The sequence below is a fragment of the Amycolatopsis sp. NPDC051373 genome, from assembly GCF_040689465.1.
Lineage (GTDB): Bacteria > Actinomycetota > Actinomycetes > Mycobacteriales > Pseudonocardiaceae > Amycolatopsis.
In genome coordinates, this window is the sequence record NZ_JBFBAE010000022.1 from 98431 (window position 1) to 124401 (window position 25971).

At 67.8% G+C, this 25971-nt stretch carries 18 protein-coding genes and 3 pseudogenes; 7 read left to right on the forward strand and 14 right to left on the reverse strand.

The window, feature by feature from the left end:
- Positions 1-1614: 1614 nt before the first annotated feature.
- Positions 1615-6642, forward strand: a complete 5028-nt coding sequence (locus AB0383_RS34470; protein ID WP_366189514.1) for an AAA family ATPase — start codon at positions 1615-1617, stop codon at positions 6640-6642.
- Positions 6643-7022: 380 nt separating this feature from the next.
- On the opposite strand, the gene AB0383_RS34475 is transcribed toward AB0383_RS34470, so the two are convergent.
- Positions 7023-7844, reverse strand: a complete 822-nt coding sequence (locus AB0383_RS34475) for an isocitrate lyase/phosphoenolpyruvate mutase family protein (RefSeq protein WP_364189891.1) — start codon at positions 7842-7844, stop codon at positions 7023-7025.
- On the reverse strand, positions 7837-7995 hold the full coding sequence (locus tag AB0383_RS34480; protein ID WP_364189893.1) for a hypothetical protein: 159 nt from the start codon (positions 7993-7995) through the stop codon (positions 7837-7839). The genes AB0383_RS34475 and AB0383_RS34480 overlap by 8 nt, the downstream gene beginning before the upstream one ends.
- A 308-nt stretch (positions 7996-8303) precedes the next feature.
- Between AB0383_RS34480 and AB0383_RS34485 the strand changes: the two genes are divergently transcribed.
- Entirely contained in the window at positions 8304-8450 is a 147-nt protein-coding gene (locus AB0383_RS34485; RefSeq protein WP_364189895.1) for a hypothetical protein, read from the forward strand.
- 115 nt (positions 8451-8565) lie between these two features.
- Here the strand turns inward: AB0383_RS34485 and ctaD are convergent, their stop codons facing one another.
- The 5 genes and pseudogenes from ctaD to AB0383_RS34510 form a co-directional block, all read right to left on the reverse strand.
- Positions 8566-10338 carry a cytochrome c oxidase subunit I gene (gene ctaD / locus AB0383_RS34490; RefSeq protein ID WP_366189515.1) on the reverse strand — a complete coding sequence of 591 codons (1773 nt, stop codon included), beginning with the start codon at positions 10336-10338 and terminating at the stop codon, positions 8566-8568.
- A gap of 1895 nt (positions 10339-12233) precedes the next feature.
- Entirely contained in the window at positions 12234-12467 is a 234-nt protein-coding gene (locus AB0383_RS34495; RefSeq protein WP_366189568.1) for a hypothetical protein, read from the reverse strand.
- A gap of 62 nt (positions 12468-12529) precedes the next feature.
- Positions 12530-12733: pseudogene (locus tag AB0383_RS34500) on the reverse strand (DUF6218 family protein); the annotation flags it as partial.
- A gap of 168 nt (positions 12734-12901) precedes the next feature.
- Positions 12902-14136, reverse strand: a protein-coding gene (locus AB0383_RS34505) for an IS3 family transposase (protein WP_364183575.1) whose coding sequence is annotated in 2 segments (ribosomal slippage) — positions 12902-13857 and positions 13857-14136 — 1236 coding nt in all. Because the reading frame shifts where the segments join, the coding sequence is not laid out codon by codon here.
- A gap of 196 nt (positions 14137-14332) precedes the next feature.
- Complete coding sequence (locus AB0383_RS34510; protein ID WP_366189516.1) at positions 14333-15349, reverse strand: serine/threonine-protein kinase; 1017 nt, start codon at positions 15347-15349, stop codon at positions 14333-14335.
- A gap of 734 nt (positions 15350-16083) precedes the next feature.
- Between AB0383_RS34510 and AB0383_RS34515 the strand changes: the two genes are divergently transcribed.
- Together AB0383_RS34515 and AB0383_RS34520 are read left to right on the forward strand one after the other, a co-directional pair.
- Positions 16084-16449, forward strand: coding sequence for a response regulator transcription factor (locus AB0383_RS34515; protein ID WP_366189517.1), 366 nt, complete (start codon positions 16084-16086; stop codon positions 16447-16449).
- 567 nt (positions 16450-17016) lie between these two features.
- The gene (locus AB0383_RS34520) at positions 17017-17451 is read left to right on the forward strand and encodes a GNAT family N-acetyltransferase (protein WP_366189518.1); all 435 of its coding nucleotides are present in this window, start codon (positions 17017-17019) and stop codon (positions 17449-17451) included.
- Here AB0383_RS34520 and AB0383_RS34525 read toward each other — a convergent pair.
- The 3 genes from AB0383_RS34525 to AB0383_RS34535 all read right to left on the reverse strand — a co-directional run bounded on the left by AB0383_RS34525 (position 17425) and on the right by AB0383_RS34535 (position 21362).
- Positions 17425-18177, reverse strand: a complete 753-nt coding sequence (locus tag AB0383_RS34525) for a sigma-70 family RNA polymerase sigma factor (RefSeq protein WP_364189905.1) — start codon at positions 18175-18177, stop codon at positions 17425-17427. The two genes, AB0383_RS34520 and AB0383_RS34525, sit on opposite strands and share 27 nt — an antisense overlap.
- 22 nt (positions 18178-18199) lie before the next feature.
- A complete protein-coding gene (locus AB0383_RS34530) occupies positions 18200-19135 on the reverse strand; it encodes a hypothetical protein (RefSeq protein WP_366189519.1) in 936 nt (311 codons plus the stop codon).
- A 1891-nt stretch (positions 19136-21026) separates the two neighbouring features.
- The gene (locus AB0383_RS34535) at positions 21027-21362 is read right to left on the reverse strand and encodes an integrase core domain-containing protein (protein WP_366189520.1); all 336 of its coding nucleotides are present in this window, start codon (positions 21360-21362) and stop codon (positions 21027-21029) included.
- A gap of 142 nt (positions 21363-21504) precedes the next feature.
- Here AB0383_RS34535 and AB0383_RS34540 point away from each other — a divergent pair, with 142 nt between their 5' ends.
- The 3 genes from AB0383_RS34540 (at position 21505) to AB0383_RS34550 (ending at position 22454) form a co-directional block, all read left to right on the forward strand.
- Positions 21505-21807, forward strand: coding sequence for a hypothetical protein (locus AB0383_RS34540; protein WP_366189521.1), 303 nt, complete (start codon positions 21505-21507; stop codon positions 21805-21807).
- Between the two features lie 280 nt (positions 21808-22087).
- On the forward strand, positions 22088-22267 hold the full coding sequence (locus AB0383_RS34545; protein WP_366189522.1) for a hypothetical protein: 180 nt from the start codon (positions 22088-22090) through the stop codon (positions 22265-22267).
- A 7-nt stretch (positions 22268-22274) separates the two neighbouring features.
- A complete protein-coding gene (locus AB0383_RS34550) occupies positions 22275-22454 on the forward strand; it encodes a hypothetical protein (protein ID WP_366189523.1) in 180 nt (59 codons plus the stop codon).
- A 949-nt stretch (positions 22455-23403) separates the two neighbouring features.
- Here the strand turns inward: AB0383_RS34550 and AB0383_RS34555 are convergent.
- The 4 genes and pseudogenes from AB0383_RS34555 to AB0383_RS34570 all read right to left on the reverse strand — a co-directional run.
- Positions 23404-23618: pseudogene (locus AB0383_RS34555) on the reverse strand (transcriptional regulator); the annotation flags it as partial.
- A gap of 200 nt (positions 23619-23818) precedes the next feature.
- A pseudogene (locus AB0383_RS34560) lies at positions 23819-24158 on the reverse strand (amino acid permease); the annotation flags it as partial.
- A gap of 30 nt (positions 24159-24188) precedes the next feature.
- On the reverse strand, positions 24189-24578 hold the full coding sequence (locus AB0383_RS34565; RefSeq protein ID WP_366189524.1) for a VOC family protein: 390 nt from the start codon (positions 24576-24578) through the stop codon (positions 24189-24191).
- A 628-nt stretch (positions 24579-25206) separates the two neighbouring features.
- A complete protein-coding gene (locus AB0383_RS34570; protein WP_366189525.1) occupies positions 25207-25908 on the reverse strand; it encodes an acetate uptake transporter in 702 nt (233 codons plus the stop codon).
- Positions 25909-25971 lie beyond the last annotated feature (63 nt).

Here is a 25971-nt window from a genome sequence, read left to right on the forward strand (position 1 = left end):
CTCTTCGTATGAGGATGACTAATGCTGGGAAGGTGGGAATTCGCGCGCCATTTCTGCCGCGCGCGGCAGCGGTCGCTTGTCTGCGGCGATGACTCCGGGTTGGGTGATCAGCAGCGATGTCGCGCGTACTCGCACGTCCCAAGCGATGGTGGCGTTCTTGATCTGATGCCATCCGACGTCAGAAGAGTCGAAATCCGGGCTGGTGCATCGCCGTGCCACCGGCGGTGCACTCCTTGATCAGGATGCGGCAGATTATGCGCGCGTGGTCGTTCCCAGGCGCATCTGATGGCTGAGCGCCGCCTGGTGGCTCTCGGAATTCGTCGAGTTTCGCGGGGCCCACTGGGATCCTCGTCGAGGCCACCCGTGCGGGCCGCACCTTTTGTGGGGACCTGCAGGCATCATCGTTCGGACTGGAGAAGGCAACGGCAGGTAGTCCGCGATCGCGTCCGTAGTTGCCTTGGGCCTGGCTGCCGACGGTTGCCCATTGTTTGGGCACGTTGAAGCCCCGCTCGACCACATTGCGACCGCGGTAGTCGACCGAATCGAATACCGGCGGACGACACCGCGTGAGCCACGAGGCTTCCGATGCCCCGCCTGGTCAGCGGGCTCGGGAGCGACAGCGGTGATGCCATGGGAGCGCACATGCCCGCGGATCGCCCGGGACGAATACGCCTTGTCGCCCGGAGCCGGTCGGGGCGGGTGCGGGCCCGACCGCGCCCAGCCCGACGGATTCGCAGATGGCGCATCAGGCGCGCGAACATCGGAGCATCCCCGGCCTGACCGAGACCGACGAGAGCCACCAGCGGCCGGCCGCACCCGTCGAGCAGGTGATGGACCTTCGTGCTTCAGCCACCACGGGAGCGGCCCATCGCATGATCAGGCGGCTCGCTCAGCAGGTCCGTGTAATTCGACCCGGCCCCCGGTGACACGACTGACGTTGGTGGCGTGCTGATGCGCCCGCGATCGTGGAATCCACCGACACCGCCCGATCCACCGGCCCAGACGCGTCCGCTTCGGTAAGCAGACGTTGCAACACCACATCCCAAGTTCCATCGCCGGCCAGCCGTCGATGCCAGGTCCACTTCGCATCGGGTCGGTCCGGGTGCCGATCAGTCAGGTCCGTGACCTCGGGAAGCTGTTGCTGGCCCGGGCCGCTTCGACGCGGTTACCCCAGAACTCGCGGAGAAGTGGTTCACCGGGTCGGCATTCCTCGGTGTGGGCTCTGATCACCAAGGGCGAGGATCCCCCGCGGCGGGCTGTCCGGCGGTGCGGTCGCGCCGGTCGGCCTGGCGCAGCCACGTCAGCGCGTGTGACGCAGCCGGGATCGACGAACGCCACGTCCGCCGGGGCCAGGGTGAAGAACTGGAACAAGTCCTCCCGGCCGATCCCAGGAACTGAAGCCCCTCCAGCTCCTCGTCCGTGAACACCGGAGCGCCCACCGGCAACCTCCCACCAGAACCCCAAAGATGCCCTCGTCAAGAGCCCACCCAGCCATATCCGCCCGATTTTTCCCGAATACTTCGCAGATCCCCCGCTGCCGGCGAGGGCGCGGTAGGGCGGCGCGACTGGAGGGTGTCGGCCGGTCGGTGCCGGGTGCGGCGACCGGGACGTTCCGTGTCGCGGTGTTGCGAACAGTCGCCTTCGCCCGCGAACAGGTGTAGGCAAGGTGTGAGCGAAATCCGTCCGTGCGTGGAGGTGTCGGATGGGGTAGGCGGGGTGCTGCCGGGCCGAGATCCGCAGGCCGAGGTACTGCACGAGAGCGACCGCACGCGTGTGAGTCGGCTGTTTTTGACTGGGCGCACGGTCATCCGGAAGGAGCCGCTGGGGCCGGATGCCGAGCGTCGGCTTCGGCATGAGCGGGCGATGCTGGAGCGGCTGCGCGGTGTCGCGGGGGTGGCGCAGCTGGAGGCGCCCCTGTACCCGAGGTCGATGGTGCTGGCGGATGTCGGTGGCACCAGCCTGGCGGGGCTGGCCAAGCCGCTGCCGCTTGATGTCCTGATCGGGCTGGCGGTGGGGCTGGCCCAGGCGGTGGCGGGGATGCACCGGCGGCGTGTGATGCACCGTGACATCAACCCGGCCAACATCGTGATCTCCGGCGATGGTGTCCCGTGCCTGGTCGATTTCGCGTTGGCGACCTCGTTCGCCGAGATCCGCCCGGAGTTCACCCACCACACGCTGATCGTGGGGACGTTGGCCTATCTGGCGCCGGAGCAGACCGGGCGCACCGGCCGGTCGGTGGACCATCGGGCTGACCTCTACGCGCTGGGCGCGACGCTGTACGAGCTGGCCACGGGGGAGCCGCCGTTCGGTACCGGGGATCCGCTGCGCCTCACCCGAGATCACCTGGCGCGGGTGCCGGCGCCGCCGGCGAAGGTGAACCCGGCGGTACCGGGGCCGCTGTCGGAGATCATCCTGCATCTGCTGGAGAAGGAACCGGACCACCGCTATCAGACCGCCGACGGCGTGGTTCACGACCTGGAGCGCGTGCGGGAGGTTCAGGTGCGTCCGGCGACGGCTTCGGTTCGCGTCGGCGAGCACGATGTTCCGCTGCGGCTGTTGCCGCAGCGGCTGGTGGGCCGCGACGACGAGGTGGCGACCCTGCGGGCGGCGTTCGAGGACGCGCAGGAGGGCCGGTGCCGGCTGGTGCTGGTCGGCGGGACACCTGGGGTGGGCAAGACCGCGCTGGTCGACGAGCTGCGGCCACTGGTGGCCGGCCGGGACGGCTGGTTCGTGGCCGGCAAATTCGACCAGTACCGGCGCGACCTGGAGTTCAACGGGGTCCACCAGGCGTTTCGGGCGCTGGGCCGGCTGCTGCTGGCCGAGCCGGAGGCCGAGCTGACCGAGATCCGCGCACGGATCTTGGCGACGCTCGGCCCGAACGCCGGGCTACTGACCGCGGTGGTACCGGAGTTCGCCGCGCTGCTGGCGGTGCCGTCCGATCCCGGGGATCCGCTGACTGCGCAGAACCGGGCGCAGTGGATGGGCGTGCAGGCGCTGCGGGCGGTCGCGTCGCGGGAACGCCCGGTGGTGCTGTTCCTCGACGACCTGCAGTGGGCCGGGCGCGGCGCACTCGGCCTCGTCGACATGATGCTCGACGAGGAACTGGTCGGGGGTCTGCTGCTGGTGGGCGCCTACCGCGACGAGGACGTGGACGCGGCGCATCCGCTGGCGGCGCCGCTGTCCCGATGGCGTCAGCAGGCCGGAGTGCGGCACCTGCGACTGGACAACCTGTCCGTCCCGAGCCTGGTCACCATGGTCGCCGAGATGCTGCACGCGGCCCCGGCCGTGGCGGCCGGATTGGCCGAGGTGATCGGGCCGCACACGTCCGGCAACCCGTACGAGACCGTGGAGCTGCTCAACGCGCTGCGCCGCGAAGGCGTGCTCACCGCGACCGCCACGGGATGGCGGTGGGACACGGCGGCGGTGCGCGCTCATCTGGGCCGGTCAAAGGTCGGCGAGCTGTTGGCGGCGCGCATCGAGACCGTACCGCTGCGGTCCCGGCAGCTGGTGGAGGTGATGGCCTGTCTGGGCGGCCGCGCCGAGCTGAGCCTGCTGCAGACTGCGGCCGGTGACCCGGCGGCCGAGGTGCAATCGATGCTGGCGCCTGCCCTCGCCGAAGGCCTTCTCGTGATGGAGCCCGGCGCCCACGAGGCGGTGCGGTTCCGCCACGACCGGCTGCGCGAGGCGATCCTGCGCGGGCTCGACTCGGGGCGGCGACGCACCTTGCAGCTCGCCACGGCCCGGCGGCTGGCCGAGGTGCCTGAGCTGTTCGCGGTCGCCGCCGAGCAGTACCTGCCGGTCATCGACGCGATCGACGATGGCGGCGAGCGGCGTCGGGTGGTGGGGCTGATGCGGCGCGCTGCCGACCAGGCCACGTTGATCGGGGACCACGCGCTGGTGAACGCGCTGCTGGCCGCCGCGCTGCGGCTGATCGACCCGGGTGAGACCGCCACGCTGATCGCGGTGCACACCGGCCGCCACGCCGCCCTCTACGGCCTGGGGCGCCTGGATGATGCAGACGAGGAATACCGCACGATCGAAGCGCTGGGCCCCACCGCGTTGGACCGCGCGGCCGCGACGGCGGTGCAGGTGAGCAGCCTGACGCACCGGAACCGATTTGCGGACGCCATCGGACTCGGCATCGACTCGCTGCGTGAGCTCGGCATCACCGTGCCGGCGGCGGACCGGCTCGCTGTCGAGCTCGACCACCAGTTCGACCGCCTGTACCGGTGGCTGGACCGCACCGACGCTGCCGGTGATCTGGCTCGGCCCGACCTCACCGAGACCACACTACTGGCTACGACCCGTCTGATCGACGCAGTCCAGCCGGCGGCCTACTTCGCCGGCGGTGACGCCACGGGCGCCTGGCTGAGCCTGGAATCGCTGCGGATCTGGATCGAGCACGGCCCGGGCCCTACCCTCATCGGACCTGTCAGCGCTGCCGCCGTCGCCACGGTGGCGCGGTGTGGCCACCACGCCGCCGGGTACCAGGCGGTGCGCCGCGTCCTGGCGTTGGGTGAGGCCCGCGGCTACGAGCCCGGCACCTCCGAGGCCCGCCGCCGGTTCGCTCTGCTGAGCTGCTGGTTCGAGCCGATCGAGAACGGGGTCCAAGCCGCGGGGCGCGCCCGCGAGGGGTTGATCGCGGGAGGCGACCTGGCCAACGCCGGCTATACCTACCACCCGACCGCGCATTACCTGCTCGACTGCGCGCCGTCACTGGACGTACTCGTCGCCGAAGTGGAGGCGGGGCTGGCCTTCGTACGGCGTACCGGCAACGAGCAGACCGGCCAGTGGCTCGACAGCTACCAGTGGCTGGCCGGTGTACTGCGCGGCGAAAGCGTCGACACAACCGGTAAGGATGTCCCCACCGACAGGTACGCCAACAACCTGATGCCGCTCTTCCACGCGCATCTCGGCCACGCGCTCGTCGCCGCGATCTTCGGCGATCCAGGCGACCTGGCGCGGCACACTGCGGCGGCGATGCCGCTGCTAACAGCTGTGTCGGGTCTCTACCCCACCGCCGTGGCCCGCCTGCTGCGCGGGCTTGCCCTCGCCGAGCAGGCCCGCGCCCTCCATGGTGACGAGCGCGGCGGTCTGCTGTCCGAACTGGACGAGATGACGAGCTGGCTGGCCGCCCGCGCCGCGGACGCGCCGGACAACTTCCGGCACCTGCAGCGGTTGCTGGAGGCAGAGCGGGCCTGGGCGGTCGGCGACTTCCGCGCCGGAGCCCTCGCCTTCGACACCGCCCGGCGCGAGGCCGCCGGCCGGCAGCGCCCGTGGCACCGGGCCCTCATCACCGAACGCACCGCCCGCTTCTACCTCGCACACGGGTTGGAGCAGGCTGGCCGCGACCTGCTTGCGCACGCGCGGCAGTACTACGCCGCATGGGGCGCGACAGCGAAGGTCGCCCAGCTGGACTGGGCCTACCCGACCTCACGGCTGGGAGCACCCACGACCGGCGAGCCCGGCGGCGACCAGCGTGCCGGTGATCTCCGGCTGTCCTCAGCGGTCACAACCGGCACGCTCGACCTTCGCGGCATCCTCGCCGCGTCGCAGGCCCTCAGCTCAGAGACCAACATCGAACGCTTGCACACCCGCGTCTTCGAGGTGCTCAGTGCGATGACCGGCGCCACCGGCGTGCACCTGCTGTTGTGGGACGACGACCGCCACGACTGGCTGGTGCCCACACCGAACCACTCCACGGATACCGCCACGGCGGGCGGCCCGCACGAACGCGACCTGCCGATGTCGGCAGTGCGCTACGTCCAGCGGACGGCTGAGATCCTGATCGTCGACGACGCCACCCGCGATGACCGCTTCGCCCGCGACCCGTACATCGCCGGCCTCTACGCCTGTTCGTTGCTGGCCATGCCGATCCTCGGCCGCGGCGCGCTGCGCGCGGTGCTGTTGCTGGAGAACCGCCTCATGCGCGCCGCGTTTGCCACGGAACGGCTCGACGCCGTCAGGCTCATCGCCGCGCAGCTCGCCGTCTCCCTCGACAACGCCCAGCTCTACTCCGACCTCACCGCCTCGCGCGCGCGTATCGCCGTCGCCGCGGACCAGGCCCGTCGGCGGATCGAGCGGGACTTGCATGATGGCGCCCAGCAACGTCTGGTCACGCTCGTCATGCTCGCGCGGATCGCCCGAGCGGCCGTCCCGCCCGGGTCCGGCGAGCTGGGGGAACAGCTCTCGACTCTCGAGGCCGAAGCCGCCACTGCCCTGGACGAGCTGCGCGACTTCGCCCGCGGCATCCACCCGGCGGCCCTCGCCGCGGGTGGGCTGCGCCCGGCGCTCAAGGGACTCGCCCGCCGCTCCTCAGTCCCGGTCGAGCTGGCGGTGCAGGTCGACCGGCGCCTGCCCGAGCCGGTCGAGATCGCCGCCTACTACGTCGTCTCCGAGGCGCTGACCAACGTGACTAAGCACGCGCGGGCCTCGACCGTCCACGTCGAGGTCGAGATCGTCGACGGTGGCGGCGGCGTGCTGCGGATCCGGGTGCGCGACGACGGCCGTGGCGGCGCTGACTTCGCCGGCGGATCCGGATTGGTCGGGCTCAAGGACCGGGTGGAAGCGCTCGGCGGCCGGCTCTGGGTGCAGACTGCGCCCGGCGCGGGCACCGCCGTTCTGGCTGAAGTCTCCCTGTAGCGCGTGGGCGTGGACCCGAACTGAACAGGAGTCACCTCAGCTTCGTGTGCCACCTCCGACGTCGCGGACAGTGCACGCGGTGGGACGAACCTGCCGGCACAGCCCGGCCCCTCCCGAACGGGCCTTCAGGTAGGCGCTCGACAGCGCTTGGGACAGGTTCGCGTGTACCCGTCCCAGCCGTCCCAGTGTCACCGCGCGGGCAGTCGCCCGCTGGCCAGGGGTTGTTCTTCGGACTCGATGCACCCGTCCCGCGGGCCGTCCCAGCCATGACAGCACCCACCCCGGGTGTGACACGAGGACACGTGGCGGCCGTGAACTTGCGCGGATGTGCGAAGTAGCGCGTCGGGTGGCAGCGGTGGTCGGCCGGTTGCGTGGCCGTGTCAGCCCTTGATGAGGTCGATGACGTGGCCGAAGTTGAGCTCTGATGCGAGCGCCGTCAGGTCTCCCTCGGCCAGCTTCGCCGCAGCCGCCTTCGTAGCTCCGAGGGCGTGCGTGTACGGGTCGACCCCAAGGCTGATCCGGCGGACACCGATCGTCTGGAGTTCCGCGAGGGTGGTCGTGTCCTGGGGGCTGACGAGGACGTTGACCGGTTTCGGCGCGACAGCGTTGATGACGGCACTGATCGAGGCCATGTCCGGCAGGTTTGGCGCGTACAGGACGTCAGCTCCCGCTTCCGCGAAGGCCGTGAGGCGGCGGATGGTGTCATCTATGTCCGAAATCCCCCACAAGAAGTTGTCTGTACGGCCGGTCAGAACGATCCGTCTGCGCGCAACTGCGGCAGCGGCCTCGGTGCGGCGAACCGCGTCCTCGAAGCCGCGAATCCGGTTGGAGGGGTCACCGGTGGTGTCCTCGACTCCGATGCCGGCGAGACGCCGGGCAATGGCAGCGTCGACAGTGGCAGCGACATCTTCGGGAGTCTCGCCGTAGCCGTCCTCGAAGTCGCCGTTGACCGGCAGTCCGCTCACGGACGTGAGCAGTGCGGCGTGGTCGAGGTGCTCGTCACGGCTGACGGCGTGGACGCCGTCGAGCCGGCCCAGTGTCGCCGCGAAAGCCGCTGAAGAGGTCGCGATGGCCTTGAACCCGGCCTCCTTGAAGAGCAGGGCCGACAGGCCGTCCCATGCGTTGGGCATGATGAACGTATCGGGGCCACGATGGAGTTCGACGAACTGTTCGTAGCGCGTCTGGGCGGCGATATCAGACATGGTGACGGTTCAGGTCGAGTTGCTCGAGGACCGTCGGATCTTCGGCGGACTGCTTGCTATCGTTCATTTCTTGCTCCTTACCCGTGCGGCTCGGCGTTCGCCGCAGGTGGGTCATCGTTGCGATGCCCCTGTACGCGATGCTGACGTGCACGGACGTTCCATCTGATACTCCAGCGGGACTTCGTGATCTTGGCCGGTGGGGCTGGTGAAGGCAGGCGCCGGCTGCCAGGGTAGACCTCGGATGGGGTCCTTTCACTGGGCCTGAACAGCCGCTCCTTCGATGTTCGTGCCCCGCTGCTACTGGCACTCGGGGTCTTCGCCGGTGGTGTCCTGGTCGAGTTTGGAGACTTGGTAGAGGGCGATGGCCCAGCCGTTTCGGTCCGTTTCAGCAGGATGCTGAGGTAGACGTTGACCGTCGGGCGGTCGGTGAAGGAAAAGTCGATGTTGAGGTTTCCGAGGATGAGGTCGTCGGAGAGTCGTCTGGTCTCCAAAACCGACTACCGCGCCTCCTACGATCTGCACTGGATGGTCGAGGACGGCTCGATCGTCGGCCTGCGCTTCACCCACTGCGGAGACGGCTCACAGTTCCCCGGACGCCACGCCTGACCTGCGAGCCGATCGCCCACACCCCGTGCGTCCGGACCGGACTCATCGCGCGCGGGCGCAAGCCTTGCTCCCGTAGCTCGGTTCGTCTTCTCTGGATGCGGAGCGGACGACAGGATTATTGCTCGCCTGCGTTGTCTTTGCTGTGGTCGCCCGGCATGGTCGCGTCGACGAGTTTCTGCGACGGCGCGGCCTGGTGGCGCGACTTGCCGAAGAAGCCGATCTCGCCTTCGGTGTGCATGCGCTCGATCATGTGCGGGTAGTGCAGTTCGAACGCGGGGCGCTCGGACCGGATCCGGGGCAGTTCGGTGAAGTTGTGCCGCGGCGGCGGGCAGGACGTGGCCCATTCGAGGGAGTTGCCGTAGCCCCATGGGTCGTCGACGGTGACGATCTCGCCGTAGCGGTAGCTCTTGAACACGTTCCAGATGAACGGCAGCGTGGACGCACCGAGGATGTACGCGCCGATCGTGGAGATCGTGTTCAGCGTGGTGAACCCGTCGGAGCTCAGGTAGTCGGCGTAGCGGCGGGGCATGCCTTCGGCGCCGAGCCAGTGCTGGACCAGGAACGTGCCGTGGAAGCCGATGAACGTGGTCCAGAAGTGCCACTTGCCCAGCTTCTCGTCCATCATCCGGCCCGTGATCTTCGGGAACCAGAAGTAGATGCCGGCGAAGGTCGCGAAGGCGATCGTGCCGTAGAGCACGTAGTGGAAGTGCGCCACCACGAAATACGTGTCCGACACGTGGAAGTCGATGACCGGGGCGGCCAGCATCACCCCGGTCAGGCCGCCCAGGAGGAACGTGACCAGGAAGCCGACGGCGAAGATCATGGGTGTTTCGAAGGACAGCTGGCCCTTCCACATCGTGCCGATCCAGTTGAAGAACTTCACGCCGGTCGGGACCGCGATCAGGAAGGTCATGAAGGAGAAGAACGGCAGCAGCACGGCGCCGGTGGCATAGAGGTGGTGTGCCCACACGGAGAACGAGAGGGCCGCGATCGCCAGCGTCGCGAAGACCAGGCCCTTGTACCCGAAGATCGGTTTGCGGCTGAACACCGGGAGGATCTCCGAGACGATCCCGAAGAACGGTAACGCGATGATGTAGACCTCAGGGTGGCCGAAGAACCAGAACAGGTGCTGCCACAGGATTACCCCACCGTTGGCCGGGTCGAACACGTGCGCACCCAAGCGGCGATCGGCCTCCAGGCCGAAGAACGCGGCCGTGAGGATCGGGAACGCGAGCAGGATCAGGATGCTCGTGACCAGGATGTTCCAGGTGAAGATAGGCATCCGGTACATCGTCATCCCGGGCGCGCGGAGACAGACCACGGTGGTGACCATGTTGACCGCGCCGAGGATCGTGCCGAGACCGGATACGATGAGGCCAGCGATCCACATATCGGTGCCGGGGCCTGGCGTGTGGGTGGCCTCCGACAGTGGCGTGTAAGCCGTCCAACCGAATTCGGCAGCACCTCCCGGCGTCAGGAATCCCGAGATGACGATCAGGCTGCCGAAGAGGTAAAGCCAGTACGAGAACGCGTTGAGCCGCGGGAACGCGACGTCGGGCGAACCGATCTGCAGCGGCAGCACGAAGTTCGCGAACCCGAACAGGACCGGGGTCGCATACATCAGCAACATGACCGTGCCGTGCATCGTAAACAGCTGGTTGTACTGCTCCTGCGAGAGGAACTGGAGCCCGGGCCGGGCCAGCTCCGTGCGAATCAGCATGGCCATCGCACCGCCGGCCATGAAGAAGGCGAACGCCGTGACCAGGTACATCACGCCGATCTGCTTGTGGTCCGTCGTCCGCATCAGCCGAAGAAGCGCCGCGCCCTTCGTGAAAACGCGCGTGCGATAGGGCCGCGTTACGACCGGGCTGGGCGTGATGGTCGGCATGACTTCCTCCGGCTGGATGCTGGACTGTTTGCTTTTTGATCCCGGGTCCGGAGGCTGTGAGCCGTTCGACGGCACCGGTCCGGCCTGATCTTTCGTGGAGAACTCACCTTGTCGGACCGAAAAGTTCAATCCGGACCCGGTTCCAGGTCTTGGTCCGAGGCGTCTTGGGCACGAACTGCAGTCCTGTCGCTGTCTGCCACGATGGGGGAAGGATCATCAGTCGCCCTTGTACCGTTCTTCCCGCCACGGGTCACCGTGGTCGTCATAGCCGTTGGTCTCCCAGCGCGCTGGCTCGTTATCGGCCGTCAGGGGTGCTTCCCGAAACCCACTTGGCGCTCTTACCGCGCTGGCTGAAGCGCAGACCCGCTTGGCAACGGTGCCTGGGCACGGTCGCGCAGCCAGACTGAGTTACCCGTGGATGCTCACCGGGGCCGACCCCTCAACCAGGACGGCGCGGTGAGCGTGCCGGAAGCCCGCGACCTGCTCGCCGCCCTCGCAACTCGGCTGGGCCGCACCCCATGGGAACTCGACCACACCATGTGGCGCCAACCAGTGCGCCCACTGACACCTGCGACGAAGAGCAGCTGCGCCAGCCCGCGGATGGTGGGAGATGCTCGAGCGGCCTCGGGCCCGCGACGGGCTCACCGTCGCTTGCCGCGCTCGACGTTGCTCGTGATCACCGAGCGGACCGACTTCGCCGCACGGATCCACTCGCGTACCAGGCTCGTCGACATGGGGATGTTGCGCCCGCCGGCGCCTCCGTGGCGCTTAAGCCCTGCGAAGCGGAACGACCAAGCCTGCTCGACCTTTCGACGAGCTCGAACACCGAGGCATTCGATACTCGCAAATCCTTGCCGGCGGAGTCCAGCCGCTCGTTGGATTCAGCCATTCGCGCTCTCCTCTGTACTGGTCTTCTTGTCGGCGTCAGTCGACGATCGGTTCTTACCGCCGGCTGACGCCGACACACCGGCTTGACCCGAACCAGAGACAGATCCTCATCTGCATGTGACAAGGCCACACGCTCCACCGGGATCAAGTCGGGGTACACCAGCGACGGAGTGCGGCAACACTTGATGGTCAGCCCGGCTGCTTCTCCGTCTTGCGTCTACCGGAAGTTTGACATCGAATGCGTACGTCCAGGCGGTGAACTGTCCGATGAACACCAGCGCCCGCCGCCATTGCGAACCGGGCGGCCCGCCTCGTCACGACTCCCACGAGATCATGCAGAGGTTGCCGAGGAACTGTCCCGCAGGCAGCCCCACCACCGTTCCACCCGAAATACCCGCCGCGATGATGGTGATGGCGCGAGTGTCGCCGGCGGGGCCCCCAGCTTGGGTCCGGTGAGACCACGGTCCAGAAGGGTCCGAGGGTGGCGCCGAAGGACATCCGGGCGATCAGCACCAGGATGAAGTTTGGTGCCACCGCGACGACCGACTACCTCGACGCCGTTGTTGAGCCCCAGCCGCTTCGGCAGGATGCACGTCCTTGGCCAACTGCGCTGCCTGGTAACCGCTCTTAGTGACCTGGGAGTCGCCAGTGCCACGCAGGTCGACGGTGATCACCTTGTGGGTATTGGAGAGCGGGCCCCTCTGCTGCCGACACTCGGTCCAGACTGGGTACATTCTCTATACCTCGGTGCAGGCGTACAGCGCCGCGCAATCCGGATGCACCGATGCCGATGAGTGTCGACGCCCGTAACGTCACCTGTGCCGAAGCGGGGCTGGAAGACGACCTGAGCTCCAGCGAGAAGAACCACACCTTGGACTTCCTGCGCGGCGGCGCCCCAGGACGAAACGATCCCGATCGGATCGGCACGGTCGTCGCGACGAGCTGGGGAACCCGCTCTATTTGCTTCCGGCGGCGCCACGTCCGAATGGCGATGAGGTTCGTCGCGATTACTCACTGGGCTGAGGGTCCCTGGTCGCGCCGCTGCGCGGGTTGCGTGCGGCGAGGACGGTGAACAGGGTGGCGACGAGGGCGAGTCCGCCGTATCCGAGGGCGATTTGCGGCAGCGAGAAGGTGCCCGAAAGTTGGCCGGCGATGTGGGCCGGGATCGTGGCGCCGCTGTAGGAGAGGAGGTAGACGACGCTGAAGATCGGTGCCCGGTCGGCAAGGGTGCTGCCGTACAACAGGCAACGGGTGGTGGCACTGAGGGCGAGGCTTTGGGCGGTGCCGGCAACCTGACAACCTCCACCGAATCCCTCGCGGCGATCGCGCGACGCTCGAGCGCCGACACCAGCCGCCGCGCGGTGTCCTGCGATGCCACGGCCTCGGCGGCGGGCACCATCCACGCTCCCGTCGGCGCCCCCGCCGGGCTCACCTGCCACACCGCCAACGATTCGGTCCCGTCGTCACCGGTGCCCACGGCCACCGCCGCACTGCCTGGCGCCCACACCTGTGCAGGACATCCCCACCGCTGCTTCGGTCACCGCACCCATCCCCCGTCGCTTCCTCGATCAACACCACCAAATCGTCGAGAAACGCCAGTTGATACACGGGCGGCACTTTTCGGGCCTTACCTGTCAAAACGAGGTGTCAAGTACCGGGTTTGGTGGAGACTGGATTAGTTGGTTTCCAGGGTTGCGGTGACTGGGTGGGTCATCGCGTGTAGTGCTTCGTATTCGGCGGGCGGCACGTGTCCGAGCTCGCCGTGCAGGCGTCGGTTGTTGTACCAGTCGATGTACTCGATGGTGGCGATCTCGAGGTCGTCGATGCCTCGCCACGGGCCCTTGTTGCGGACGAGTTCGGCCTTGTAGAGCGAGTTGAAACCCTCTGCCATCGCGTTGTCGTAGGAATCTCCTTTGCTGCCAACAGATGTGACAGCTTCGGCCTCGTCGAGGCGCTGGGTGTAGCGAAGCGCCCGGTACTGCACGCCGCGGTCGCTGTGGTGGACGAGCCCGGTCAGGTCCGCGTCGGCGGCCTGGCGGCGCCAGATGGCCATCTGCAGCGCGTCCAGCGCCAGATCCGTGTAGAGGCTGGTGGCGACCTGCCAGCCCACGATCAGGCGGGAGAAGACATCGAGCACGAACGCGGCGTAGACCCAGCCGGCGGTGGTGCGCACGTAGGTGATGTCCGCGACCCACAGTTCGTTGGCACGCGTGGCCGTGAAGTCCCGGTTCACCAGGTCAGCGGGCCTGCTGGTCTCCGTCGCTGGTCGTGTCGTGCGCGGAGACTTGTCGCGCAGCAGGCCGCGCAGTCCGTTCTCGCGCATGAGGCGCTCGACCGTGCACCGGGCCACGTCGACGCCCTCGCGGTGCAGCTCGGCCCAGACCTTCCTCGCCCCGTAGACGCCGTAGTTGTCCTGGTGCACCCGCTTGATCGTCCCGGTCAGCTCCCGGTCTCGTGCTGCACGCGCCGATTCCGGGCGGGAACGGGCCGCGTAGTACGTCGACGGTGCGATCTCGGCGGGCGTCTGCGCGAGCGCCTGCAGGACCGGCTGGACACCGTGTTCCTCCCGCTGGGAGTCGACGAACGCGACCTTCATCGCGACGGACGGTCCAGCTCCGCCGCAAAGAAACTGGCCGCTGACCTCAAGATCTGGTTCGCTCGCCGCAGCTCACGGTTCTCCCGTTCCAGCTGCGCGAGCCGCTCCGCATCGCTGGTCGTGGTGCCCGGCCGGTCCCCGGCATCGATCTCCGCGCGCTTGACCCAGGTCCGCAGTGCCTCGGGGTGGATCCCGAGCTGCTCGGCGATCCGCTTGATCGCACCAGTCGCCGCAGCCGGGTCCCGGCGCGCCTCCACGGCCATCCGGGTTGCCCGCTCACGCAGCTCGTCTGGGTACTTCTTCGGTGGGGCCATCAGTCCTCATCATCCAGGCTTGCTGGTCTCCATCAAACCCGGTACGGAACAAGGCGTTCATGCCTCACCTGGGCGCGGGCTGAACTAGTTGGTGACGGCCCGGCGGGGCCTTCGGCCGGACCGCTCCCACCGCCGGTTGCGCTCGCGGTCGATATCGGCGGCGACACGCTGCTGGTCGACAGCACGTTCGTCGGCCTCACCGACGCCGGCCGCGCAGTGCTCGCCGGATTGGGGCCAGAGATGCAGGACTTGACCCGGCGCAGTACCGCTCGCCTTCGTTGACAAATAGAGCGGCTTCGTGAAGGAGGGTGCATGCCTGGTCGGCGTTCAGTCGTCGGTTCGGCTCCTTGGCTAGGAGACCCTCGATGACCGGGCGCAACGGGCCGGCGCGCAAGAACGGGGCCGGTGGTTCCTCGGCCACGGCGGTGAGTGTGGCGGCCATGTTGTCCCTGGCGAACGGTGACGTGCCTTCGACGGCGGTGAACAGCGTTGCGCCGAGAGAGAACAGGTCGGACGCCGGTCCGGCCTTGCCCCCGCGGAGCCGTTCGGGCGAGACATAGCCCGGGCTGCCGGCCACCATGCGGATCTGAGTTCGTGAGTCACTGCCTGGGGCGGTCGCGATGCCGAAGTCGGTGAGGATCACCCGCGCACCATCGCAGAGCTGCACGTTGGCCGGTTTGACATCGCGATGCACGATGTTCGCCCGGTGTACGGCGCGCAGCACGTCGAGAAGGCTCAGTCCGATGTGGATCACGTGCTCGCCCCGCAGCGGTCCCTCGGCGTCGAGCGCTTCGGCCAGACTCCGCCCCCGCAGCAGTTCCATGACGATCCACGGATCGCCGTCCTGCCTGACCACGTCGTAGACCGTGACAACGCCGGGGTGGCCCACTCGCGCAGCGGTACGCGCCTCCCGGAGTGCCCGCACGCGAGCCGCTCTGCGTGATTGCTCAGATGCGCGGTAGTGCACGTTGACTTGCTTCAGCGCGACCTGCCGCCGTAGGAACTCGTCCTCGGCGAGCCAGATCAGCGCCATTCCGCCGCGGGCCAGTAGCGACTCGACCCGATAGCGGCCTGCCACGAGACTCCCGGCACACTCGGTTCCATCGTCCTCACCGTGGTCGCCGGCTTCGGCGGGATGTGTCGGGTCGAGTGTTGAAAGCAGCGGCTTCGCGGGGCGTGGGCTCCGATCTGGTGCCTTCACAGGCTTCGTCATACGTGTGACGATCCGGCTTGGTGACCGGCGTGTCTTCACGGATGGCGCCAAACCCTGCTGCCGGTTAGCCGGAATCCCGCGATACCCGCCACCGTGAAACGCTGCAACCCTTGCCGATTGAAGCAGGTGTTCGAGATTGATGGGCCGGGTACGCTTGCTGTGACGGCTCCGGCCGCATCGAGCCGACGGCCGCTGTGGGACAGACCAGGTAGAAGTCTACAATGGACAGCCATGACATCCAGAAGGTCGTCGACGTGCTGACCAAAAGTGCGCGTTGTTCGTAAGACACCGACACCTTCAGTGTGGGTGATGAACGCGGCCATCTCCCGACTCGACCAATGCGAGAGCCCAGTCGGCACCGCCAGCACAACGTCTCTGGGGGTGTGATCGCAGCGTCGACCAGTCGACGAGCGCTTCGCGCATCTTCGTGGAGGACAGGTAAACCTGTCTTCCAGCTAGTGGGACGAGGGTTTCCAGTGTGCCGGTATCGCGAATGGGTGTGCCATCGGGCAAACTGTGTCCCAACCGACTGCCGAGTAGTCGAAAGCGACCGTTCTCTTTGCGACGAGCCGCCCGGCCTTGTTTCTCCATTGAGGAGCGTTGACATGTACAACGCTCTGCACGCCTCCGGAAGTCGACCTCGCCCGTATGGCGGGAGATCGAGCAAACCATCTCGCCGCCCACAGGGTGCAGGGACGAACGAACACACCGCCGGACTCCCGACAACGCCGGGTATGACCGCTCAGCGGCTGATCCTGGCCGAGGACGACGTGCTGTTCCGCGAGGGGTTGGCCAGCCTGCTCGTTCACTCGGGGTTCACGGTGATGGGGCAGGTCGGCGACGCCACTGAAATGCTCAGCCTGGCGCGGCAGCACCGACGGGATCTCGTAGTGGTGGACGCCCGGATGCCACCAACACACACCCGGGAGGGTCTGGATGCGGCCCAGATGATCCGCCAGGAGCTTCCAGGCACCGGAGTTCTTGTGCTGTCGGCGCATATCGAAGCGGAGCGGGCAGATCCGATGCAGGGATCGCGCACCGGATGTGGGTCACCGAAGGAACGGTGGAGAAGCACGTCCACACTATACTGGCCAAACTGAGCCTGCCGGAGACCGAGGACTACCACCGCCGGGTGCTGGCCGTGGTCACCTTTCTTGAGGCCAGTTACCCGGTCCCCGAATAGGTCATGGATCGCGTGCGGCGGCCAGCGTTGCCGCCTGGCCGGGAAACCTCGATGGTGACGGGGAGTAGCGGCTGACGTGACCGGGTCGGCCACCCCGCCGCGATTCGCCGCGCCCAGTAACGCAGGTCGGCTCCGAAGGTGGTCGCCGTCTCGTTCAACGTCGTGGGGCCGTCCTATTCGTAAGTGCACACCGTTGGGCGGCACTGTCCGCGGTTCGTCCCCATCATGGGGACTCCTCGTCCACGTTTCGGGGCCGAACTCGCTCTCCTCGCTTGGTTGCATCGAGTTAGCGATCGGCATCCTGCGGTCGCCGGTCGGTTCGCCCGTCCGAACCGAGCCCGGGGAGTTCGAGGAGGGGAGAGTTCGCGATGACTCCAGGTTTCCACTTCCGCAAGTCGAATTCGGTGATCCTGCAGCTTGCTCCGTGGACGATGTCCGATGCTGAAGCGGCTGTGGGCATTTTCGGTGACGGAGAGGTTGCTCGGTGGTTGGCGCCGGCTATGGACCGCGTTCCGGACATGGCTGCCCTGCAGCATCCGGTTCCAGATGGGTCGTAGACGGCGCGGCCATCGAGCCGCCGCTCGGCCGGTGGAAGGTCGCTGATCTCGCCACCGGCCACATTGTAGGAGCGGTCTCCCTGCCGCCTTTGCCTCCCGGCGACATCGACTCCGAGATCGGCGTCCAGATCGCTCGCGGCTGGTGGGGGAGTGGTTATGCTGGTGAAGTCGGTGACGCGATCGCTCACTATGCCTTCGCCGGCGCGGACGAGATCTTCGCTGTCTCGCGTCCGGCGAACCAGCGCGCCGCGGCCGCCGCGCGGCGCATGGGGATGGGCTGGGTCGGACGAACCGACAAGCATTACGACACGAGGCCGTTCTGTGCGTTCTGCCGGTCAGGTGATGAAGTCGTTTTCCTCTAGGTAGATGCGAATGTTGCGGCGGGCGTCGAACATGGTTTTGTAGATGGCGTTTCGGCTGGTGCCCAGTCGCGCCGCGAGGGCGTCCATGGGAACGTGGTCGATCGCCACGGCGGCGAAGATGCGTCGCTGGTGTTCAGTCAATGCGTTCTCGATGGCGTGGGCGAGGGCGGCTTGGAGCTCGAGGGCCTGTACCTGGTGGGGTGGTTCGTCGCCGACGGCGGCGCGTGCGCGATTTTCGTCGTGCTCGTCGAGGGACACGCAATGGTCCCGCCAGAAGTGCCGGCCGATTTTCGTCGAGACCTCGAAGATGACGAATGTGAAGGCCCACGTCTTGAACTGCGCGTCGCCTCGGAACTCGCCGATCTTGTAGGTGATCCGCATGAGGGCGTCGGCTGCGGCCTGGTGGGCGAGGTCTTCGACTTCGGGGCCGCTGATCCGTGAGCCCGGAGACCTGCGCGCGGTCTCACTCCTAGCGAACCTGATGAGCATCGTGTACAGCCTGCGGCAGGCATTCTCGAAGTTCGTGCTGCCAGGGCTCAATTCTTGGACCCAGGCGGCGGACTCGGGGTCAAAGCTCCGTCCACCGACCAGGACTCGTCCACTGATCTTCGACGTGGTCATGCGGGCCGGGGTTTCCGTCCAGTGTCCGCGGTGTATGCCGTCTGGATGCGGGACGCGCCTGGTTTCATGTGGCTTCACCTTCTCTCCGGTGACCGTCTTCTGCATTTTCGATCTCCCTGTTAAGCATTCACCCGCCCCTTTGACGGCACCTAAACGGACTTGTCCACCAACGCGTCCATGGCCATCGACGATGAGTGCGCAAGCCCGGGGGGAAGCCGGAGGAGAGCTGCGCGGCCCGAAAGGCGTCGGAGCACCACCCGATGGTGCGCGTCAGTTCGCGCTGCGACACGTCGCCCGGTTGCGCGCGACGTGTCGCAGCGCCTTGGCGAGAGGGACGCGGATGTGCTTGCGGGCGCCGGGCCGCAGGCAACGCCCGCTGGTTGCCGTCATCAGCTGCTCCTTCCAGTTCGACCTGCGATGTCATGTCCCGGGACAGTGCCCACAGAAGGGCAGCCGCGTACGTGCGGAACGGCGCCCAGCGCCGGACGAATACGTCGTCGGCCCCGCCGAGAGCCCAGATCCGCCGAACAACGCGGGCGAGGACCGGGTCGTCGGCCGGCAGCACGTCCGGCTGATGCAGACGGCGGATGAGGAACCGATCCGTCACGCGTCGGGACATCCCAGAGCACCCGAGAATCTCACGGATCTGCCGGTCGTTACGCCCGTCGAACATGTCCAGATTGACGTCACCGACCAGCTGGGCCCGTGCAAGCCGTGCAAGCCGTGCGAGTCGATCGGCGTCCGCGGCGGGCATGCCTGGCGCGGCCAGCCGCTCGGCACCAGGGTCGGCGACCTTGACGGCGGAGGATTCGCCGCGGGTCCGTACGTGTACGGCACAAGTCGACGGCGCGTGGAACGGCCACAGGACCGAGTAGCGAACCAACACCGAGAAGTTATCGCCAAGCCCGGCCTCCTCGTGGCGCCCGAACGGCTCCGGCTGGCCCAGCCTGCGGACGAGGTAGCGCATGACCGGGTTGTGCCCGACGAGATGTCCGTAGGCCGGTTCCGACTCCGTGACAGCGGCACCGACCAGGACGGGAATGTCCCGGGCGTACGAAGCCACCGAATCCGCGCTCGTCGGACACCTCCTGCTCATGCGTTCGCGGGCGCCCGAGGGACGCGACCCTGCCCCATCGCCTCAGTACGCCGGGTCCAGGTTCCAGTGAGCCCAACAAGGGGCCCCGGAACGGGCCCGTAGCATTCCCAGGTGGCCGAGACCCGTGGCTGGCGCAATGCCTTGGAAACGGACCAGGACCACAACAGACGCCCGCATGCGCAGCGTCATGGCCGGCCCCGATCACCGCCGCCACACCGAACAGCCCGACCCCGCTCGGAACAAGAAGCATCCATGACGGCCACACGAACACATGTGTACTGCGAGCCATGAACCCGCCAGGAGCCGAAGGTCCAGGAGCAAACACGCCTCGACGACCTGGACGATGCGGCGGTGGGGGCGGTCGCACACGGAGCACGCCGAACCCATCAGGGGCATGCGCCAGCGAGCGAAGGGAATCTGTTCGAGGTTCACGGAATCCACCCGCGTTCGACACGGATCCGGCGCGGGAACAGGCGTTCGACGTGAACGCGGCGGCTGCCGGCGAGACGTGCGGGACGAGGGCGGCATCGCGGTCGCGCAACGGGAAAATGCCGGGCGTCCGGCACCGGGCAGGCCGAAGTTCCGCATCAGACTCCACCTTCCGGTCCGGAGCTGGTTGGCGGTGGAACACCCGGCGACGTGGCCGGGAACCGGGTACCCGCGCTTGGCGAGCCTGTCCAGCATCGCGGTGGTGGGGCTCACTTCGCATTCCTGCCACCTGGAGTTCGCGCCCCCTGCCACCGGCATGGGGCCGGCCACCGGACACGTTGTCTGAGGAACGCCTCCGCGTGGTGAACTACCGGGTGATCCTGTGGCTGAGCCGTCATCGGATGGATCGGCTGGTCCGCAGGTGGCTGAGCCGTCTCCGGACAGACATCGTGTAGCAGGTGTGCACAGCTGAGCTGGCGTCCCCGGTACGGCGAGCAGGTCCAGCTGGCCCCTCACAACACAGGAAGTTCTACAGCCCCACCTCGCCGCCCCGCGGGACCGACGTCTTCGTGGACGTGGCCAAGTACCCCCATGACAGCTCGCCGGTCAGGCGCGGCCGACGCGGTGGCGCTGTGGCGCTGTGGCGCTGTGGCGCTGTGGCGCTGTGGTCGAGCTGACTGTGCCGTACCACGTTCCCGACATCGCCGATACGACGGTTCGGGCCGAGCAGTGGCACAACGGAGAGCCTGTGGAGACGGTGTCCGAACGGCAGCCCTCGTGGACTGGGGCGGTGTGGGGCCGTCCGGGCCCCGCACAGCCGCAGTGACTCATCCGGCGATGGCGAGGCTCGCCGCCGGGAAGTCGATGGCCGTCCGGACCGCATCGTTCACGAAGTTTGGTCAGCAGGAACTGCACCGACAGGGTGACGGTTCTCTACGGTCTGGGCTTGCTCGGAACGGCGGTGGTCGCAATCGTTCACAGCGGAGGTCGCCAGGGCTCCGGGGCCTCGAAGCCGGATGAGGGCGGAAGACGGCGACGACACGGCTTCGAGCGTATGCCCCGCTCGGTTCGACGGGGCATCGACACGAGACTCCGACATCATCGTCGGCCTACTCCAGGTATTCGACCGATCGACAAGATCGAAGTCCGGCGGCGAAACGCGAGTGCGGCCAGTAACAGTGCCGCCGCCGCGGCGGCCACGTGGAGCGTCACGGAGACTTCGAAGACCCTCGCCACGACGGGCACCCCCGACCGGACGGCGACACGGAGACTGCTGGGCCCGCCGAGCACGAAATGCCACAGAACACCCAGGACCAGCGACCCGGCGACCGAGACGAAGACGAGACCCGCGCCGCCCCGTGCCGCGTCCCGGAAATGGCGCGTAATACCGATTGATACGCCCCGGGTCTGGTGCAGGTCTCGTTGTCTGTCACCGAGCCCGGGCAGGCTCGAAGGGTTGATCGTAGCGTGACGCTTGGTGGCCGGCTTCGGTCTGGGCTGGAGTGCGCTGGCCGAGCTCGCCGTGGACGCGGCGATGGTTGTACCAGTCGACGTATTCGGCGACGGCGATCTCGACATCGCGAACTGATTGCCAACCGCGGCCACGGACGACAGGGTTATGGATCAATTCTCCCTTGAACAGCGAATTGAATGCCTCGGCCATCGCGTTATCGTAGGAATCTCCGCGCGAACCGACCGAGGCGACCACTGCTGCTCGGTCTGGTTGTCGCCGGCGGGTGGCCCGACGCCGAGGTGATCCTGTCACGCGCGCAGTGGCGCCACCTCGCCCACTGCGTTCGCTTGCTGCTCAAAAGCCGACCATGGCCGCGTCAGCTGCCCGAGCGCGAGCAGCTCGACCTGTGGGCCGCCACTCACTGCCGCGAATCCAGCGAGATCAGGAGATCCCCATGACTGTAGAGCCTGAAACGAAGTCCTCGTCACCTCCAACCGCGCAGTGGCACGACTACATCGCCGTGCTGCTCGTGACCGCCGCCGCGGACGAGACGGTGCGAGCGAAGCTCGACCGCGTCACCCAGCCGACCGGGCCGGACAGGCTGTGCCGTATTCAGCATTACCGTGTGGCCCCGCTCAGGGCGGCGCCGCAGGACGAGGTCGCTGAGCAGCTGGGCGCGCGGGAACTCGAGGTGTTGAAGCTCGTCGCCGACGGCCTGTCGGCATCGCGCGCCGTGCTCGGGGGCCGAAACAGGTGAAGCGCGTGGCGTTCGCGCGGCCCCCTGCGCCGCCCCGACGGACGGGCGGCGTCTGGCTTGGTGCTCCCGGACGCCGGAATGACCCGCCGCACCAGGGTCTGAGCCGACGGCCGCCACCGTCCAAGGCCCTGTACTCGCTCGCGAACGACCCACCGACACCACCAGCCCGCGTCGCCGCCGATCCCTCTGCTGCAGACCCAGCGAACCATGCCCAAGCCCAGCCGCCGCAGTGGCTCCCGCCCCACCCATCCGCAGCAGTCGCCCGCCCACAGGAGATCCCGTGTCGCCCCAGCAGACCCCATCAGGCCAGTTGGCCATTTCGCGTCGCGAAGCCGTGCTAATTCCCCTCGTGCTCGCGGTCGTGCTCGTCGCAGGCACCTCAGGCCTCGCAGATGCGTTCCTGCTCGTCGTCGCCGTCCTGTTTTGGTCCACGCTCAACCTCACGGATCAACAACAGTGAGCTACCGATGCTGCCGCTCCACGCCTACATCAACCACGTGTTCTCAGAGGACCAGCGCGACGCCACCGTGGAAGCCATTCTGGGTGTGGCCGGCGACGCCAACGTGAACCCGGAGTGCACCGCTGACGCCCAGCGCCGTCTCAACCAGGCGAACACGCGGCTGGCGCGGCTGACGCAGGCCATTTAAAGCGGGCACAGATCCGATGGCGCTGATCGACCCGCTCAACCGGGCGAAGGAAGAATGCGATGCCGCAGAGGAAGAGTTGGCGCGGACTCCCTCTCGGACGCCGGTCGGCAAGTACTTCAATGCCAGTCCCGCTCGGTTGCAAGAGTTGTACGAGGAGGTAGGCCTGGAAATGGCCTATAACGCAAAAGAGCGGATGGTCGATGTGACCATCCGCCCGCCCCGCAGGGTTAGTGCGTGTGTCCGAGGACGCCCTTCGCACTAACCACACGTCTGCGTCTGACCGCTTGACGGCGATAGGCCATGCCATTCCGCGCGGCAGCCGCGCCGCCGGCGGCGCCTCTGACGGGTGGGGTTGTGTTGGGGTCTAGAAGTGCGGTGGCGAGGAGGCAAGCCTCGGCCATCACGCGCCCGGCTCGCGGTTCGGCGCGGACAAAGCCCAACGTACCGTGCGCCTGACCGGCGGCTGAGGCAAGCGCGAGCGTACATGATCAGGAATGGGCACCCCAGCCGCCACGGCCTCGACGTACTCCTTGGCTCCTTGCGCTCCAAGATCAGTGCCTCCGTCCGCACAAGTCTGAGCGCTTCGAGGCGCTGACCGCTATCGAGCAGCTCTCGTCAGCCGGGCTACCAGTGATCGCGGCCTTGATCGTCGCCGTTGCGGCACCACTTGTCGCAGCGGCCGCGACACTATTGCTGGCAAGTCAAGGAAACCGGCCCATCGCCGCAGCCGATGACAGAACATCGTTTCGACTCGGTGACAACGCGGTTCGCTGGGAGTCGCGGGCAAGTCCGGACGGCGATCGTGACGGCGCACGGGGTCATCCTGGGACTGCCCGGCGCGCGGTGGAAACCGACGTCGTCGGCTGCGACACCGGCGCGCAGCAGTCATCGGCGCACCCGTCCGTTTCCGGTGTGGCCAATGGCAGGTTCAGGTGCTCACGCGATTCGCTCATCGGATCGCCTCCGCGCTCGCCGACGACGCCGCGGGCTCGACGTCGTTCAGGAACGTCTCGTCGGTGTCCACCGCGAGCACCACATGCACCAGCTCGCTCAACGCCTTCGCCAAATGCGCGTCCACCAGCTCGTATCGCACCTGCCGGCCTCGTAGGTCGCCACCATCAACCCGCATCCGCGCAGGCACGCGAGGTGGTTCGACACGTTCGAGCCGGTACCTCAGGTCGGCATGGGAGTCTGCGTCTATGGCGTTTCCGCGCCGGTCGTTATGCGATCGGCGGCGGGCCAGCACGGTCAGCCGCCCGTCGATGCCGATGCCGAGCACGGCGGCTCCGGCAACGATGGAGGGCCACCGCAGGGTGGTTGCGAGCGCGACGCACCCGAGGAGCCCCAGGGCCTGTAGCCAGCGTGGCCATCGCCGCGCACGACGCGGTCTTCCCGATGACGAACCCCCACCCACCTGGCGGCGAAACCCCACCACGGCCCCAGCCGTTGCCGCCCGTAGAGGTAGGTGCCGCCGGATGCGGGGTACTGCGCCGCCAGCTGGGCCGAGGACGCCGCGTTGCAGCACGCCACGGCCGCGGCAAGGACGAGTCCGATCAGCAGGCCCGTGCCCGCCGCATTGGCCGCCGGGGCGAACGCCGCGTACACCCCGGCGCCGATCATCGAGCCGAGCCCGATGACGACGACGTCGGCGGTGCCCAATCGCCGCGCGAGCTGCGGGGGTGCGGACGAGTTGTCGGTGGCCATGCCCTGGCTCGCCTCCGGCGGTCGGGTGTCTCAGGATTTCGGTTGGAACAGCTCAATCGGGTTCCCGGCGGGGTCGTCCAAGAGGATCTGCCGGCCTCCGGGGCCGCTGATGACGTCGCTGCGGAACCCGACACCCTCCGCGCGCAGCCGCGCTACCTCGGCCTCGATGTCCTCGACGATGAGGTGGATGCGGTTCCAGCCGCCCGGAGCGGGCCTGCTGCCATCAGGCAGCGTGCGGCCGGCCGAGCTGGCGGGGCCGCTCAGCAGCAAGCGCAGGTTGCCGCTGACGACGTCGGCGAACGCCGGGGACACGTCGGTGCGCACGGTGAACCCGAGGTGCCTGGTGTAGAACGCGATCGCGGCTACGACGTCGTCGACGAGGTACCGCACACTCACGAGGTTGTTCGGATCGATGGTCATGGTCGGCTCTCCTCAACATCAGTGGTAAGGGCGGACGGCAGAAATCGGATCCGGTTGTCGAGTTCGGCTGCGGTCTGCTGGAACGCGGGAAACGTGTCGCCGTCGGCAGCGGGCTCGTGGGCCGGGTCAGGCAGGCTCCAATGGATCACCACGGGCCGCCCGGGGAACTCCGGGCAGACCTCCCGGACCCGGTCGCACAGGCTGATCAGGCGTCGAACCGCCGGCGGCGCATCGAATCCAGGTGCGTGGGCTCGTGGTCCAGCGTGATCCCGTACTCGGCGGCCGCCCGCACGGCGTGGGGTGCGACGGTTTCGGGTGGCGGCTGCCCGCGCTGGCCACCTCGACCCGCCCCTCCGAACGGTGGCGCAGCAACGCCTCCCCAGGCACAGCCGCGACAGCAATCGGGTCGACCGGATCGCGGTACCCAGCGTCGTCTACCGCCCACTGTCCGGACTGGGGGCGAGGGCCGAATTCTCCGTCGTCCAACGCGCCGACGAGACGAACCCGGCCGTCGTCGCCTTCCTCGAGAACGCCCGGCGACGGTCCGGCGGCACCCGGCCGCCGGGGAAATCTCGGCGGCGCTCGGCACCGGCCCACCGGAGGGCTCCAGTTGCCGCGCGCGGTCCACTCAGGCCGAATGCGCCGTCCGCCTGGCCGGCCAGATCGGCAGCAGGCCCCGCCCGCTGACGTCGTTGAGGACGATGGCTGAGCACAGGTAGAACGCGACGAAGGAGTCGAGGAGACCGACCCAGCCGCCGGCCTTGGTCAGCGCGATCGCGGTGGCTCCCGATCCGATGAGGTTGGCGAGGCCCAGCAGCACGTAAACCACGACCAGCAACACGAACGCGGTGAACGCGGGTGCGTTGACCACCCGCGCCCCCACGGCGAGCATCGCGGTAAACAACGCCCACACGATCAGGTAAGCGCCGAACATGCGGGCGAAGTTCGCTGCTCCCGCCGTGTCGGTGATCATCGGTGCGTAGAACTGCACGATCAGCGCCGTGGTGAACAGGAAGCAGGCATACGCCGAACAGAACGTCGCACCGAACAGGTTGTTGCGGCGGAACTCCCAGATCCCGCCGACGAGCATGGCGAGCGCGCCGGTGCCCATCGCGACGGGAACGAACATCGTGGCCGTCCGCTGGTCCACGACGCCTGTGTTTGCCAACGACAGAATCGTCAGCGAGAATCCGAACCCCGCCAGCGCCAGGGGCACCCCGCTGGCTGTGGGGGCGAAGGCGGTCGAAACGGGCTCACCCGCACGCGGCGGCGGCACTTTCGGGGCGGCTCCCGGAGGAGCGGTTCGTTGTGCATATTCTGCGCTGGTCATGATGCTCCCTCCAGGCTGCAAAGGAGTGCTCTCGACACGGAACGGGTGGAACCGCGCCGAGGC

Coding starts and splice junctions, on each gene's coding strand:
- AB0383_RS34475 (WP_364189891.1), bottom strand. CDS start 7,844: ATGTCTGATATCGCCGCCCAGACGCGCTACGAACAGTTCGTCGAACTC.
- AB0383_RS34485 (WP_364189895.1), top strand. CDS start 8,304: ATGAGGTCGTCGGAGAGTCGTCTGGTCTCCAAAACCGACTACCGCGCC.
- ctaD (WP_366189515.1), bottom strand. CDS start 10,338: ATGCCGACCATCACGCCCAGCCCGGTCGTAACGCGGCCCTATCGCACG.
- AB0383_RS34510 (WP_366189516.1), bottom strand. CDS start 15,349: ATGACGAAGCCTGTGAAGGCACCAGATCGGAGCCCACGCCCCGCGAAG.
- AB0383_RS34515 (WP_366189517.1), top strand. CDS start 16,084: ATGACCGCTCAGCGGCTGATCCTGGCCGAGGACGACGTGCTGTTCCGC.
- AB0383_RS34525 (WP_364189905.1), bottom strand. CDS start 18,177: ATGCAGAAGACGGTCACCGGAGAGAAGGTGAAGCCACATGAAACCAGG.
- AB0383_RS34540 (WP_366189521.1), top strand. CDS start 21,505: ATGACTGTAGAGCCTGAAACGAAGTCCTCGTCACCTCCAACCGCGCAG.
- AB0383_RS34550 (WP_366189523.1), top strand. CDS start 22,275: ATGCTGCCGCTCCACGCCTACATCAACCACGTGTTCTCAGAGGACCAG.
- AB0383_RS34565 (WP_366189524.1), bottom strand. CDS start 24,578: ATGACCATCGATCCGAACAACCTCGTGAGTGTGCGGTACCTCGTCGAC.
- AB0383_RS34570 (WP_366189525.1), bottom strand. CDS start 25,908: ATGACCAGCGCAGAATATGCACAACGAACCGCTCCTCCGGGAGCCGCC.